We start from the raw sequence: 16,249 nt of genomic DNA on the forward strand, positions 1-16,249 counted from the left end.
GTTCTTCCTGTATTTCTTAATTTATTTTCCATTTCAATATCTTGTACTGCTTTTTGTTTTTTATCTTTTGTCCCTTCACTAGCATTATGACTAGCAGTAGAAGTTGCATTAGAATTACTCGCTATTTTCGGACTTCCAGTTTGTTCAACACCTGAATTTGCATTATTATGGATATCCTTTCCGATTTTATTTAGCGTTTGACGATCAGCGTTATCCTGGGCTTTTTGTTTTCCTTCAGCCTGGCCACCTTTAAATTCATCTATTGTTCCTTTCACTCCATCTGATACACCTTTTGCTACACCTGAAACCTTGTCTTTTCCTTTATTAACAGCACCGCCTACAGTTTCAGACATCTTATTCCCTGCATCATTCATCATGCCGCCAACCCCGCGATTTGCAACATAACTTAAAGCAGCGCCGGTATTTCTAGCAAGTTTCTTCCCTTGCAGACCATTTTTTTTCGCATTATTTTTTTGTTCTCCGCTTGGATTTCCATCCTTATCTTCCGAATCCATTTCAGAACGTTTAGGTGTATCTTCACGTGTTTGTCCACTACCACTCATCATATTTTTTGCACCCTTAACCATATTTCCTACACCTTTTCTTAATCCATTAGCAGTAGCTAACGTACCAATAGCACTCATTAAATTATTCTTTCCTTCTTTCAATCCAACATCTACACCAAAGTATTTCAGGATTGATTCAGATCCCTTAATTAATGCAGTAGTTAAACAGATCATAGCTACAATATATAGGAATGTGTTAACATCCTGATCTGCTAGGAAATTAACCACAATGACATAGAAACGTAAACTTATTCCGGTAAACGCAAATAACAGGAATCCTCTCAGGATATCCTGTATAACCATTTTTGTTTTTTCACCTGTCTCTATATCCGTTACGAATACTAATGGAGCAATAATTTTCTTCATTGCAATCTCAAATATTGTCATAATAAATACAAATAAGGTAAACAAATAAGCTACTACTAAAGCTGATAATCCCCAAAACAAAACGCCAAATTTCATCGGATAACGATTATATCCTGATGGAAAAGTATCACTAAAAGGATTGAAAAAACTTTCCTCAATTGATTCAAGATCTTCTTCAGCTCCGTTATTTGTAACCTTGTAAGCTAAAAATTGTGTTTCTTTTGCTACATTATCATTATCCTTTAATTTTTTTACAACTTCGTAACTTATCAAATCGCCTAAATCTGCTTTTAAGTACATCTCTTCATTTAGATTATTCTTGCTTATCTGTCCATCAGAAACGGCCTTTGTATCCTCAGTTTTTATAGCATCAAAACCAACCGTACTTAGATAAACCAAATCAGCTGTATTATGCTTTACTAAATTCCATGCTAATCCCCCATCATCTTTATCTCCTTCAGTTACCTCTTCATAAAAATCAGTGGACATTTTTTGTAAATCTGCCATAAATTCATTTAATCCACCTAATAACCCAATCATTATAATAATGTTAACCCCCACCGATTTAAATCGTGGTGGCTTGTGTTGAATAATAGTTCTAAATCCTAACCAAACTATCACCAACACGAACAAAGCGTAGAATAGCCCTTTCATTAGGGATGATGCAAAATCATTCAGACCTGCATCCTTCAATATATCAAAGAAAGAGAATGTTTCAGGAATTAATCCCTCTAAAGAGGATGCTATCCTAAACAGTGTTCGGATTATCCCTCCTTCACACGCTTGAAGAAAAGAACCAAATATATTTGAATACTCTATCCAGTCATTCTTCAGGAATGCAATCACTTCTGCTTTATCAATATCTTTTACTGTAAATACTATGTCGGTCCACCATCCAGCGAAAGCGGATGGAGCAAATATAAGGCTTAATAACAACGTAGTAACTGTAAGCACCCCAGTAATTACTACTCTCTTACACTGTAAAATCCATTCTTTTACTTTCGTAGCAGTCATAACTGTTCTACCTTTCTTTTTTATTTTGACTCTATTGTTCTGTCAATATCTTCAATAGTTCTTCGAGATAACTTGTAATTGCATGATCTGAAGAATGCTCTATTAAAAATGCAATTTCTTCTGTTTTAGGTACAATATTATCTTTCGCATAATTTAATAGCATTTGTATCAATCTTTTGCGAATATCTTCTGTATCATTTAAATTTCGTTTTTCTTTTACAAGTCCAATTAATGATTTAACAACATCATCAATAGTAAGTTGTTCTTTAACTACAGGATTAGCTTGCTGCTTTTTCATGTACTCTTTTTTCGCAGTTTTATTTAATATAAAGTCTAAGAAATCCAAATACAGATCTGTTAGATCTAATCCAGTATGTAGAGAAGGTATATCAATTTCATTCAAGTCCCTGGAGGTATCAAAGTCCTTCCCTAAGAACTGCCAACGATAAGGCATACTAGTTTCTTTGGTATTGAAAATCGGGTATGCTCTTACCTTCTTACGATTAATATCTTGTCTATGAAGTGCACGAAGTACTAACGTTTCTCCTTCTATAAATTGTGATAAACGTTCTGGTGTAATAATGCGCTGCTGATCAGCATTTTTAGTTAATTTATTATCTGCTTCCATATGACTTTCATTAGAAGATTTACCAATAGGCGTTTTATGGCCTGCACGAAGCGAAATTTCCTCAATTGTATCTTTGTTGGTAGACATAATATAAATATGGTTTTGACAGTTATCTTTAATTTCTGTTGCTTCCTTATCATATAATTTCTCAATTTGCGAGTAAGATTGAAGCACTAAATTAAACAACATATTACGCCCAGCACAAACTGTTAATACTCCACCCATATCATCGATAGGTGGCATATTTCCGAACTCATCTAGCAAGAAATGAACACGTCTATAGCATTTTTTACCTTTCGTATCATTACAGTTCATAGATAACTCTGTATACAGCTGCTTAACAAAGATACTTGCTAAAGCATGGTTTGATTTATCATAATCAGGAACAATCATAAAAACAGCTGTTGGCTTGTCAGAATACGATAATTTCGTTTTAGGTTTGAGAGGGAATGTATTGGCCATCATATTTAGTATCACTTGTCTCTTATATTCAGGCTTGTCCTCAAATCCTTCTTTTTTCTGATAAACCACTCTTCCCTTTTCATCCAATAATTTTTCAAATTTCAATCTGTACAACAATCGATATTTCTTATTTGGATCTTCCTCATCCTGATAACGAATTAATAACAGATCTCCATCTTCTAATGTTTCATCAAAGTTCATGTTGCACATGCCTAAAGCTTTAACCTTAATTTTGTAGCTGCCTATTTCCGTCTTTTTCTCATCATTTTTATGAAATGAAACTGTAACACGTTTATTTAGAAAACGTTCATCTAACTGGAAGAATAAATTTTTAGGGAAACCTACTTGCTTTAGATCCAAACTAGATTTTGATGTCATTTTTGCAAACATTTTATCTGCAAATGTTTGCAGCCCCTGGTTTGCAGTGGCCAAAATTGAACCTTTAGCCTTTTCACCCGCAAAACTAGTTGATCCATATTGCATCTTTGCTACATTTCCTTGTGGTAAGCTCTTAAAGTATTCATCTAAAGCATTCTTTTCAATAAAATCATCGGGATTCTCTTTGTAATAAAATGTTCCTAATTCATTAAGCATTTGGGATACATTGTGCATCGTAACTTTTTCAATGCAATTATTCTTTACACAGTAGTCAACAATCGCTAGGATAATACCATTAATAGCATTTTGGGCAGATGTATTAAAGAATGCATTGTCGCCAGCGTTAGGATCGTTATATAGCGAGAATGTTAATGTGTTGGCACGTTTTGCAGCTTCTTGATCATCTCCATTAACCCAAGCATCAATGACGAGCTGTAACGGGTTATAAGACATACCTTGTAAGGGATCTAAAATATTTAAAACCTGGACATCATAACCACGTTTTTCTAATGTTTCTTTAGATGCACTATACAGCTCGCCTTTAGGGTCATTTACCACCAGGCTCGATTGATTTTTTGCTCTACTCAAATTATCAATCATAACGACTACTATCATTTCACCTTTACCGGAGCGTGAAACCCCAAGAATAGCGGTGTTTACAGTATCTACATCGATATAATATTTGTCTTTATAATGTGAAACAGGTACACCACCATATCCCTCAAACACTTCTGTTTTTTCAGGAATCTCTCGATATTGCTCTATTATTTCTTCTATTGTAGTAAAGCGACTGTCTCCTTTTTGACCATAGGCTACATTTTCATCACTTCGATAATTAATTTTTGAATACACCAAAAAACCTACCAGCGTTGACGCCAATAAGCTAACCAAGTATACATTTGTAGGTAACACAGGCAAAAATGCATTTTTAATTGATACACTTTTCTCCCAATCTGCACCAAACACATCAAAAATAGTTGGTTTTTCAACTGTCTTTGATAGGTCATTTATGATTGATTTGTACGTACCTGCTATAAAATTCAACCCACTCAATGGAAAAAGCACCGCAGCTGAAGAAAGTGCGAGTGCTTTCTTATTTATCGTATTTTTTTCATTAGGTAGATCTTCACCATCAATTTTATAGTTGTGATGAAGATACTTCTTCTTTTTCAATGAGAGTTTCCCAATTCCCACTCGCATATCCTCCTAACCTCTCTGCATACTACTGTTTATACCAATGCTCAAAAAGTTTTCTACGTCGATGTGGAGAACTTTCCGTTTGTGGCTGTTGTACAGGTTGCTGCATTGGTTGTGGTTGAACTGGTTGTTGTGCAGGTTGTGGTACAGGCTGTTGTTGATACATATATACTGGTTGTGGTACGGGCTGTACAGGTTGATACATATACATTGATTGTGGTGGTAGTTGACCTGTACCAGCATATGCTTTAATTAATTTATCATTTAAATCTTCTACAAGATTCTGTAACTCACGTATTTTCTCATTATTCTTTGTTTCTTGAGCTTGTTGTTCTCGATTTCGTAAAGCTAATTCTTCTCTTTCTCTATTATTCTTATCCTCTTCTAATTTTAATTGGCGCTCTTGTATCTTTTTATCATATTCTGCTTGTATTTCTTCCTTCCATACAGGAATTAACTGCTTAATTTTTTCATCTAAACGTCCGAATTCTCCCTCCTGCTGTTCATAAGCTGCATTCATAATGTCTTCTACAGCATTAGCATACTCGGATAAATACATGCTCTTTTTATCGATTAAATCGTTTTTACCTTCTACCTTCAACTCATAAACTTTTTCTACAATTGCATTCTTCTGTTCAATATCATTCTCTTTCTTTAACTCTTCTTCACGAGCACTTATTAATGTATTTTTGCGCTCTTCTAATTCAGAAGAATATGCTGTTAACTCTGCTTCTTGTTGCAACTTAAATGACTCTAATTCTAATTGTTGTTTGTCACGATATGCATTAATTTTTTGCTGCATTTCTTGATTCTCTTTATTTTCAAATCCATCTAACTCTGCTACCTTTCGTTGGAAATTCTCTTCAAAGATTTCTTGTAGCCTTTCCTCTGCTTCTTTTTGATAATCACGCATCATAACTTCTTTATGAATATTTTCAAGAGCTAAACGAATTTCATCTCGCAGGTTATTAATATCTTGATAATATCTATCCTGGATGAGCAAAAATTCTTTTCCACTTAAAACATTTCTTACATAATGTAATTTTTTCTTTTCTAAATCAGTTTCTACAGTTTCTTCACTAATACCAAGCAACCCTAATAAATGTTTTACAGTGAATCTAGAATCATAACGTTTTTGTTTTTCTTCAACCTCTCTCAAATCCACAAATTGACTATATTCCGGAAACTCTACATCTTTTGTTTGAACTTCAACAATAGATTCTTCATTTGGATCTTTCTTTTCTAAATTGGTGTATAGAAACTCTTCTTCCAAGCTTTGAACTGAATCATTTTCAACTACTGCATATTCTAGATCTTCATTTTCCTTTTCTAAATTCACTCCTGTAGGCAGTTGTTCATTTAATTCATCCTCAATAGCAAAAGGATCTTTCTCATTTTCTTCAGATAAAGCTGCGGCTTGCTCTTGTAACCCTTGAATGTCTGATTCTTCAAAAACGTTTGCTCCCTGACCTTGCATTTCATGTAAAGGCATTTCTGTAAAAGGATCTTCATCTTCCTTTGCAAACTCTTTTTGCATTCCACCATCATATAACATTTTATTGGAAGTATTATCCTGCTTTACTTCCTCTTCCTTTTTCCCAAAGAATTTTGCTAAAAAACCACTTTTTTTCTTCTTAGGGTTTTCTACTTCTTGCTCAATTTCAACTTGTTTTTCTTCAGATTGATAAGTTGTATATATACCTTGTTTAATTTCCATTCCTAAATGAAAATCTACTCCTTTTTCGAGGTCATTTGAAATAGCAGTTAAAAGTGAAAATTTCTCACTGACTTCAACAGGTAATTCAAATTCATAAGCTTTCTCGTTTTCAATATCCTGAAGTAAAAGTGCTACTTTATCATTTTGTTGATTCTGCTCAATGTACTTTTGAATTAATTCCTCAGCCATCCTTAATCCCAGCTGTTTCCCATTCCCAGCCTTATTTTTCCTTAAAAACTTCTTAAATGTTTTAGATTGATCTTTTTGCAAAAATTCTACAATATACATTCTCTTAACCTCATTTCATGTATAGGATGTTTTTAAACAAAAGAGAAGCCTACAAAATAATAAGCTTCTCTTCCAGTGTTTTTCTTAGAAACCAGATGTAACGCCTTGAACTGTACTTGCAAAAGCTCCTGCTCCCCATAAAAGAACGCCTCCAACAATAACGTACAGTAACCATTTTTTCGCTGTACGGCTTGGACCTTCACCGAACATGAACATGAAGGCAATAATACATACACAGAAAACAATAACTACTATACCAAGTCCTTGTAACTTTCCAGACCAAGTTGTTAATGCATTACTTACAGAATCAAAGAAATCATTGTAAGTTAATAATTTAATAGCAAAAATATTGAATAGATCCATTTTAAATTCCCACTTTCTTATTTATGTGATTGATTATTTTGAGTTAAATGATTAGGTCTCGGTTGTACATCCGATTGACCTTGTGTTTTGTTCTTTTTTTCCTCTTCAACAACAGAAGCTGCGATGAGATCCATCGCAGCTCCTTCTAACATTTTATTTCTCCACTCAGGATTCCCCCCTTGAAGTAGAGACAAGCAATTGTCACTTACAATCTTTTGAGACCATTCCTCATATGTTGTTCCTTGCTTTTTTAAGAGCACCGCTGCTGCATTCTGCAATGGTGTTTTTTCATTTTTTCCAACTTTCCTAGCCATATCTAATTGACTCCTTTACTTAATACTTGGTAATTCTTTGAGAGAAGAAATTTTGAAACGTTTCTTGAATTACAGGGAATTCCCCCTTTAAGAGTAAGAAAACTCCTGCACACACAATAACCCCACCTATTAACATCATTAGACGGTAAACATTCTGATCAAGCATTTCTTCATCACCTTCCCTCTAACGGACATGCGAGGATGCAGATCCACTGAAATTCATGTGTACATCAGGTAAACTAAAAAGCTCAATTTTAAAAGTAGCTTTCACTTGATAATCTACTGTTTCACCAAATTGTACTTTTTTATTTAACTGTTTACTCTTTACAGCGAAAGCACCTTTGTAATGTTTATCGCTATATTCTTTTAAATTTTGAACTGCTACTTCAGTAAGTCCACCGTGTCTTTCAATTTGATAGTTTACTTGTTGTTTATAAGAATTTACGTTTGATACTTTAATACAAAGTACCGTTACTGCCACTATCAAGACAATTAAAAACAAGCCAATGAACCACTTTGTCATTTCCATAATTGAAGTTTCTGGCATTCTTTACACCTACTTATTTAAATTTCAACCCATTTCCACCTTTCATAGAAATTTCATCCTAAACTAATTGTCGATAAGTTATACACCAAGATTGCAGCTGCATAACCAATTACTATTAGGAAAGAACTCATTACAATTTTTGTAGGGAAAAAGGAAAAGCGTTTTAACTTAAACTCTACAATTTCATTAACTGCTCTTTGCAATTCAGCACTCGCTATTTTCCCTAATTCATCAATTACGTTTGTATCGTAAGAATTCTGCTGGAAATCATATATAGTTTGCATAAAAAGGACTGACATATCAGTACCACTAGAACGCATAGCAAAATCAGTAAATGGTTGAATATCATTTGGTTTATCCGTCAATTCTGACATAAACTTAGCTATCGAATTTACGTCTACTGGATTCTCTGTACGCTTTAAAATCTTTCGTAGTATCTGATACAAGCTAGTCCCACCCTCCGATTCCTTTAGATAAGGAATTAGCAATCTCATAAACTTAATAAAGCTTAAATGACGTTCAAATTTAAATGCATGATACATCTTCATCACGTGGTTGTATTTTGAACGATAAAAGAAGAATGGCAATCCGACGGCTAGCAAGTAACACCATTTCGAGAGAAATAACCCCATAAAAAAACCGATAACTACCATCAAAAGCGATTGTTTAATTCGCTTCTTTTGGAAATTATCGATCATTTTTTTTGTATTACCCAGTTCCTCTAGCATGTCATATAGTTTTTCTTCTGCTAAAAATCGGTTATATCGATTCTTTTTTGTATTAGTCGCTGCTACTATCCTCATGTTTTTACCTCCAATATCGAGTCATCAAAGTAATAGGTAGCAAAGGACTTAAAGAAGAGAAACATTAATAACATGTAAATCGCGGAAGTAATCCACCCAATCGGGTGTCTTGCGAATGCATCAATAAAAGTATCAAAACTAAATGAAAATGCAATGATGATAATAAAGAATACCACCAAACCACACAGCATTTTCATATCCTTTAAATGACCGTCTTTCTTCCGCTGGTAATCCTCTTTCTTCTCCTTCATTTCATTGTGGTATGATTTAATGTCTTTTAATGTATCTACATTTGTCCTACCTTCTAATGCAGCCGTTTCTATTTGCTCTAAATATTGAACAAATATAATATCATCACGATATTTATTAGAAAGTTCTTTGAAAGCATTAAGCACTTGCTCATGATCTGCCCCCATTAACTTCGCCTGTAATACTTTTAGATCTTGTTTTAGTTCTCCCTCTGACCGATCACTTGCTCTACCTAGAGCAGTTAGCAAGGTGTTACTATCATTTGTAAGAATTTGAGTCATATTGTTAACAAACTTGTTTCTCTCATTAAATGAAATCCTTTCGTAGACTCTTCGAATATTTTTTGGCATTAATACTTTCAAACCATATAAAACACCCAAAATTCCTATAATCAACGATACCCACCAATAATACAGTAAAATAAATGAAAAACCGCCTACAATTAATCCAGGGAATAAGCCATACCTTAAATAATCTTTTCTTTCTAACGGTTTTCCATAAGCTACTTTTATAGCATTTATTTCATCCGCATTAACAAACTTTTTCTTCCTAGTTTTTGCGTTAAAAGTTGATACCTTCAAGCCTCATACCTCCTTTCTTTAACATTCTCCTTTCTTATCTTGTTACTACTAAACCCTTTTTCAAATCTAATACATCTGTATGTTTCGGAAGCTCATATTTTAAATCTGCTTCAGCTAAACGCTCATAAAACTCTTCTGATAAACTTCCAGTTGAGTAAGTAAACTGACCGTTTTTGTATTTTTGCTCAAATACCATTCTGCACCCTTCAGGTGAGTATTCCACTACCTTTGAAAGATAACGTATAACTCGATTAATTTTCACACCATTATCATTAGTTGTTTTTATTACCAATCTTTTAATATGACAACCAAAACCAAAATAACGCATAATATCTTCTTCAAGGGATTTTTCATCGACCTGATAGCCTATTTTAGACATATTAACAAGTCGTTTTGGTGAAGCTTCAGCACTAACAGAATGTAATGTTGTTACCACATGATGACCTGACAATACTGCCTGTATCATTTCATAAGTTTCCATACCACGAAGCTCTGATAACATGATCCATCGTACATTATTACGTAAAGCCGATTTAATAAGACCTGTAACTGTTACACCATGGCCAGTTATCCAACTCAGTACATCTTTATCAGGAAATAGATGTTTTACGTGTGTTTCAGGCACATCTTCAATCATCGCAGCCTTGTGTTCAAAGAGTATATAAGAGAACAGCAACTTCAAAAATTCGGTTTTTCCTGTACCCGTCTCTCCTGAAATTAAAATGTTATTTCTACTAATCATAAGCATCTCGAAGAATTCCAACATAAATTCAGGTGCAAATGTAGCAAAATTCTCCTTGTTTAATGCTAGTCTTGGACGTACAATCCTTAATGACATTGTAGAATTCCCGACTGTATTTTGAGAATGTACTGCATTAATACGAATGGACCCATAAACTCCATCGAAAATCGGCTTCTTAGGAACAAATTCTGTACCTACAGCATTTGCAAACTTTTGAATTACACGAGAGATATATTCTTCTGAAATAATCTGATCAGAATTTTCATAAATACCTTTATAATCACTTGATTCTACTATTAAATGACTTCCGTTATAGGATAAATCGGTAATATCAGGGCGCTCGTTGATAAGTCTTTCGATAACCCCTGTACCAATAATTTCGGAAACAACATATTCCGCTACATCCTTATTATCATCGTAATCCATAAAATAAGCCGCATATTCCTTCTGGAGAATTGCTTTAATCTTCTTACGTGATTCCTCATTTAGCAGGGCATCAATTACTAATTCTGCATGTTTCGTGTTGAGGGCTTCTTTAATAATCTGTAACTTTTTTTCACTAAAATTAAATCCTGACTTTTTCTTGGTCGATTCGCCACTCGCTTTATTTATTCCAAACATTTTCTTCTCCTTTCATCTAAGATACAGCTATATTTACCTTACATGTAGCTTGATACGTATTATTACCATCCTTAACAATGACCCTTATAGCTTTTGTTGAGCCATTTTTATTATCAAGATAATTAAACTCATATTTAGCATCTTTACTAATTTTCACAAGGTTATTAGAAGTAATACGTTTTTTGAAATCTTCTTCAAAACCCGATTTTGTAATAAATAATTCTCCACTTTGAACTCGGGAACTGTTATCTGCATTTGCAATTGCACTTGATCGTACAGTCTCGGTCATCCCCTGAATAACTGAATCTGTGGAGAAATTTTGCTTATAATAATAACCGCCGATTACGGTCATAAACAGCCCAAAGATTAGTATCATCATTACGAAAGGATAGTCTTTCAACTTTTGTTCTCCTTTCTTGTGTAGCTTAAATTTATTAATAAATAGAAGGAGAATGTTCTCCCTCTATTTATTGGATATATTGTTGCTATTAATTATTTACCAGCTAATGTATTTTTGAAGGAATCGACAACGCTATCGAACACTTCAGGAAATGCCACTTTTGCAGCTCCAATTAAAAGCGCTCCTACTACTACTGCACCAATCATCCACCAAGTTCTATCCGTATTTTGATCTAACATCTTTACAACATCCTCTCGATTTTGTTTTTGTATATAAAAAAGAGACGTAATTAAAAAATCACATCTCTTTTTCTACCTAAATATTTAGTTAGTACAATCTGATTCCTAGTTTGATAGCACGCTCTAATGTGAAGTACTTATTTAACATAAGCATGTTAATCGCACCTAATGTAGTAGGCATTATATCATTCATAACACTATGAATTTTATCTTTTATATAGACAAGCCATATATTCAAACTGAACCCATCAAATTGACTTGTATCGAATTTAAAGTCAAAGTGGAACAAATCACCTAGTGATAAATTACCTGAAAGTAAATTCCCCATACCTGCTTGCGTAAAACTGGAAAGGCTACCTTCTAAAGAATATCCAATTAAACGAATTACAATCCCTGTAATTACAAAGTATAGCGCCATAAAGATAATTTGTTTCTTGGCCGAGTTATAGGTTAGGACATTCATACATTTTTCATCTCCTTTCCTATTGCTTTAACCAAGCAACATCTACATCTGACCAACCAGGCGGTTTGCCATTTGAGAAAGGATTTTTTGGATCAACAGGCTCTAACAACAATTCATCATCTTTCAGTGTTTTCGAGCCAATTGTCCCATACATATATGCATATAAATTTAATGGTTGTGTTACCTCAAAATTAACTTTATTAGCGCCAATAGGGATTCCTGATGCTATTAAAACGTTGTATTCTCCCAGATCTGCCCAAATAGGAACATATAACTTTCGCTTCCCATCTTTTATTGCATTCTTAATACGTGGATCATGGTCTTTTACTTGCTGATCTGTAAATAAATTACCCGTTTTTTGTTCAACATTAATATGTGGCAATTCAAAAAGATAATCAGTGTTCTTTTTGTCCGTGCTGCCTGTTTTCTCAGCTTCTTCTAAAGGAATAACAAATTGATCACCTTTTTTCTCATAATTCAAATGAGAATCAATTAATCTATTATCTACTAAAGCATTTGCCTTTACATCGTAAGGAACCGCTAATTCATTGTTATAACTAACTAATGGTTTCAACTCAAAACCATAGCCAGTTTTTTGTTTAGGCAGCTGTTTTAACGGAATTATAAGTGTTTCATAAAAGATTTCCATCTCTTTTCCGACTTCACGCTCCGTCATTATAACGCCTTTATATTTTAACTCAGTAGATGCTTTTGTATTTGCCTTTACAGTTTCTTCAGAAGAAGTATAACCATCCGTATCTACTTTGCCTTTCCCATCTACGATAAAGATAGATTCTTTATTGACTTTTTCAAATCTAACCTCGTAGTTTCTCTTATTATTTTTCTTTAAAAATTTAGGATCTACCTTGAATTTTATTTCCTCCGGTAATTCCTCAATTGTATATGCTCTACTGTCTACCAGCTTGTTGTCAGCCTTATCATATAAGTTAACAGCAACATTACTCTTATTAGAGTCCTCATAAATGATGTCCTTGTCTAAACGTACAATTACTGGCAAACCAATATCAGCAGGTGCAGTATCGATTCTTATTTTTCTAAGACCTAAATTTGCATCTGCCACAATTGTATATTTCACCTGGTTAGAAACAGGAGATAATTTGTAATCTACAGAGGTATTTACCACTGTTTTACTTACGTAAAAATCTCCAAATTCATTTTTATGTGTGCCGTAAACAAGATTCATTTTTACAATATCGCTGCTACTTAATGAATCATTTATATACAGCAAAATAGAGACCACTTTTGATAGATCCTGCTCTCCTGTATACCTATACCAACCATTTGACTTTAAATCAATTTTGTTTGGATTATTTGATTCGACAAAGCTGTTATTAAGCCATATTTCAACGTTCTTATTATTAGCATTTTCTAGTGCTATTTGTTTCAAGAAAGTAACACCATTAAAAGCAGATCCATTATGATCCTTATTTCTTGGAACATATGTAAGTGCCTTTATATGTGACTCATCTTTGATTGTCGTATACGGTTGAACACCGACCACATAGTCACTGTTCTTTTTCCCTGTCACTTTCTCAATTGTTTCACTAACACCGACCATACCAATTTTCACAACTGAAATATTTTTAGAACTTGTTCGGAATTTTTCTGCCCTCGTGTCCATCGCACTACTAAGAACATTCGTAATTTCCAAACCTACCTGATTTCCTTGCGGAAGTAGTACAGGATTAATTCTTGTCTCAAAGTTGATTTTTTTGAGCGTTTTATTACCACGAGTCAATGTGTCATGCCAAATCAAATGATTACTTCCATCATTTTGTTGCTCAATTTTTGGTTCGATATACTGATCACCATATTTAGCAGAACCAACCACATAATCAAGACCTTTTGGTATTTTCACTCTCATTTCTACTTTTTCATCCAATGAATTATAATCCATTGCATCAGGTAACTTTACTAAATTATCAACGGTTACACTAACATTATCTGAACTGTAGTAAGTATTTTTATTTGTTTTCACATCACTACTCGTCTCACCATTCATAATGCCTAGCGTTTCAAAATTGACAGTACTTCCTACAGGAGATTGCAGTTTTGTTATATTTCCCTTTTCATCATACTCAGTAAAGTTATTATACTTTCCTTCACCACGTACTCGATAACCCACTTTTCTATTAGCTGAAGGATAAACTATTGAATCCGTAACCGTTATGTTTGGCGTTCCTTTTTCATTAACACTACCTATTTTCTTTGTTTTTACCTCTAAAGGAATATTCCATGCTACAACCTCACCATCTCCCATAGATGCATTGATATCATTTTTGATAGCAGCTACTTCACCATTTTTCCTTGCCTCATCATATGCGCTATACCAATCATAATCCTCATCTTTGTTTTGGGTTAGTGTTTCAAAGGAATTATCTCCTTTTTTAGATATTCCAAAATAGATTTTTTGTTTATCACTATTTGTAACTCTTCCCGCAGAAGTGTTGGGATACCCCTCGTTTAACATGTTCTTCTTAGCTGTTTCCGCACCATTTTTCAATAGATAAAACGAATCTGTATTCCACTTATAAATCATCGTTGTACCACCTTCTGTAACAGCACGAACATTCAAATGACTTACGACTTTTACATTTTGTCCTACTATAACTGTTGGATCTCCTTTAGATACAGCGCTATAGCCAACATTTGGGGTACCTAACTCCTTATGATCTGTTGTATGGAATGTAGTTTGTATGGAATATGCACCTTTAGGGTTATTCCTTTCGGTAAGTGTGTATCTTCCAACAGTGTTATAAGGAATTGTATTCCCCTTGCCATCCTCATAAGAATCAATAACAAATTCTAAGTAATAATACACATTATTCGGTAGATTATCCTTATTATTTTTGCCCAGTACAGGATAATATTCATTTGTTGAATGTATTAAGAAACGTGTGCTTGAAAATGCTTTTTCATTCTTTCCGAAGGTAGGAATTACTGAATAACCTGGCCTTGACATCATCGTTGGGAAGGTTGAACCAATTACATAGTCTTCTATACTCCCCGTATAACCTACACGATCCTTTGTAATTTCTGGTTTATTCAAATGTACTTTTCCACTATCCCATACACTGTCAATCGTGTATTTATCAATATCACTAGCATTCCATTTATCTTTTGGAATATAAGATTTAGGACTGTTTGCTGTCTCTGTACGAGGATCTTTATAGCCCTTCATACCAATTTCAAAACTTTCCGTACCTTCTTGTGGCACTTTATCTACTATTTTATCAATAGCCTGATAGTTGAAAATCTTTATAGGTTTATCCCGCCCCTCAAAATTCAATGTTTCTGCACCTAATGATTTATAATCCCAATCGACTTTCCCTGAAAAATTAAAGTGATAATTAATCTTTCCAGCAGGGAATGTAGCCCCTCGTAAATCAGTTCGGTTTGGTAAATTATTTACAAATAAATCTAAAGCGACTGGATATATGATTGTACGATCATCCTCTTTTGCATTGGGATCATAAACCTTATAATCCAATCTAGGCATTCCACCATAAGAAGCAGTAAAGCGAGCCTTTACATTAACCTTTCCTGAAGTAGTAACGGGACTAATACCATCAAATGATTGTGATACATTTTCATTTGCAATATCTTTCCCATCTACACTTATAACCTGGATTTTAATGTTAGGTTTTAATTTCAATCCATGCTCCGCCCCTTGTACTTCCACCGTAACAGGGATCATTAAGGAGTTACCTGTTTCCTTTAACGTGTATTCCATATCAAAAGAAACAATACCCTTTTCCAAATCCTCTTTACCACCAACAGCAAATTTTGCATTAACACGCTTGTTTGTAATTCCATTTTCTAATGTACCGGTGATTTTCATCTTAATATTTTTTAGCGTTTCATTCTTCTTAGGATTAATCGTCACCTTCAATGGATATGTTACTGTATCAAACGTCCTTACAATGCCATTATTAGGGCTAGAATCATTACCTGCTTCATCGTTCGAATCAAAAGGTGCTGTTCCATCTACAATATCTGAAGGCTTAATAAAGGCTTCAAAATCAAACAACTCACTACCTTTTTTACCATTTGCCACAACTACCTCGTTTGGATTAATTTCCGTACTCTTCAGATCCGATTTTTCTTGCAGCACAGTCACATCATCCGTTTTTTTCTCTTGAGCCTGTTTCTGGTCCGATGTACTTTCTGCATGTCCAATTGATACAAAGTCGGCCAAGCTTCCAAACAGAAGCATAACAACAAATAGTAAACTAAATGACCTTCTAAACCACAATCGTATTCCTCCTCTCTTTACAACCATGAGGATCT

Annotated in this window: 13 protein-coding genes; all 13 read right to left on the bottom strand. The window is 34.0% G+C overall.

Annotation, left to right across the window (positions count from 1 at the left end; all coding sequences use genetic code 11):
* Positions 1-1,946: pLS20_p028 family conjugation system transmembrane protein (locus C4S65_RS25580; protein ID WP_346763321.1), on the bottom strand; the 1,946-nt coding region annotated here is incomplete at its 3' end.
* 31 nt (positions 1,947-1,977) lie between these two features.
* A complete protein-coding gene (locus C4S65_RS25585) occupies positions 1,978-4,614 on the bottom strand; it encodes a type IV secretory system conjugative DNA transfer family protein (protein WP_103945529.1) in 2,637 nt (878 codons plus the stop codon).
* Positions 4,615-4,636: 22 nt separating this feature from the next.
* Complete coding sequence (locus C4S65_RS25590) at positions 4,637-6,616, bottom strand: hypothetical protein (RefSeq protein ID WP_103945530.1); 1,980 nt, start codon at positions 6,614-6,616, stop codon at positions 4,637-4,639.
* An 84-nt stretch (positions 6,617-6,700) separates the two neighbouring features.
* Complete coding sequence (locus C4S65_RS25595; protein ID WP_000362938.1) at positions 6,701-6,979, bottom strand: TrbC/VirB2 family protein; 279 nt, start codon at positions 6,977-6,979, stop codon at positions 6,701-6,703.
* 17 nt (positions 6,980-6,996) lie between these two features.
* The gene (locus C4S65_RS25600) at positions 6,997-7,293 is read right to left on the bottom strand and encodes a hypothetical protein (protein WP_103945531.1); all 297 of its coding nucleotides are present in this window, start codon (positions 7,291-7,293) and stop codon (positions 6,997-6,999) included.
* 184 nt (positions 7,294-7,477) lie between these two features.
* A complete protein-coding gene (locus tag C4S65_RS25605) occupies positions 7,478-7,840 on the bottom strand; it encodes a DUF4320 family protein (RefSeq protein WP_103945532.1) in 363 nt (120 codons plus the stop codon).
* A 53-nt stretch (positions 7,841-7,893) separates the two neighbouring features.
* Entirely contained in the window at positions 7,894-8,643 is a 750-nt protein-coding gene (locus C4S65_RS25610) for a hypothetical protein (protein WP_103945533.1), read from the bottom strand.
* Positions 8,640-9,473 carry a hypothetical protein gene (locus C4S65_RS25615; protein ID WP_103945534.1) on the bottom strand — a complete coding sequence of 278 codons (834 nt, stop codon included), beginning with the start codon at positions 9,471-9,473 and terminating at the stop codon, positions 8,640-8,642. The genes C4S65_RS25610 and C4S65_RS25615 overlap by 4 nt, the downstream gene beginning before the upstream one ends.
* 34 nt (positions 9,474-9,507) lie before the next feature.
* Positions 9,508-10,836, bottom strand: a complete 1,329-nt coding sequence (locus C4S65_RS25620) for an ATPase, T2SS/T4P/T4SS family (protein ID WP_103945535.1) — start codon at positions 10,834-10,836, stop codon at positions 9,508-9,510.
* 16 nt (positions 10,837-10,852) lie between these two features.
* Positions 10,853-11,236 carry a hypothetical protein gene (locus tag C4S65_RS25625; RefSeq protein ID WP_103945536.1) on the bottom strand — a complete coding sequence of 128 codons (384 nt, stop codon included), beginning with the start codon at positions 11,234-11,236 and terminating at the stop codon, positions 10,853-10,855.
* Positions 11,237-11,328: 92 nt separating this feature from the next.
* A complete protein-coding gene (locus tag C4S65_RS34645) occupies positions 11,329-11,475 on the bottom strand; it encodes a hypothetical protein (protein WP_001996349.1) in 147 nt (48 codons plus the stop codon).
* 88 nt (positions 11,476-11,563) lie between these two features.
* Entirely contained in the window at positions 11,564-11,938 is a 375-nt protein-coding gene (locus tag C4S65_RS25630) for a hypothetical protein (protein WP_103945537.1), read from the bottom strand.
* A gap of 19 nt (positions 11,939-11,957) precedes the next feature.
* On the bottom strand, positions 11,958-16,214 hold the full coding sequence (locus tag C4S65_RS25635; RefSeq protein WP_181032144.1) for a fusion protein (includes pXO2-28-29-30): 4,257 nt from the start codon (positions 16,212-16,214) through the stop codon (positions 11,958-11,960).
* Between the last annotated feature and the right edge of the window lie 35 nt (positions 16,215-16,249).

This window comes from Bacillus sp. ok061, from assembly GCF_900108285.1.
Lineage (GTDB): Bacteria > Bacillota > Bacilli > Bacillales > Bacillaceae_G > Bacillus_A > Bacillus_A thuringiensis_S.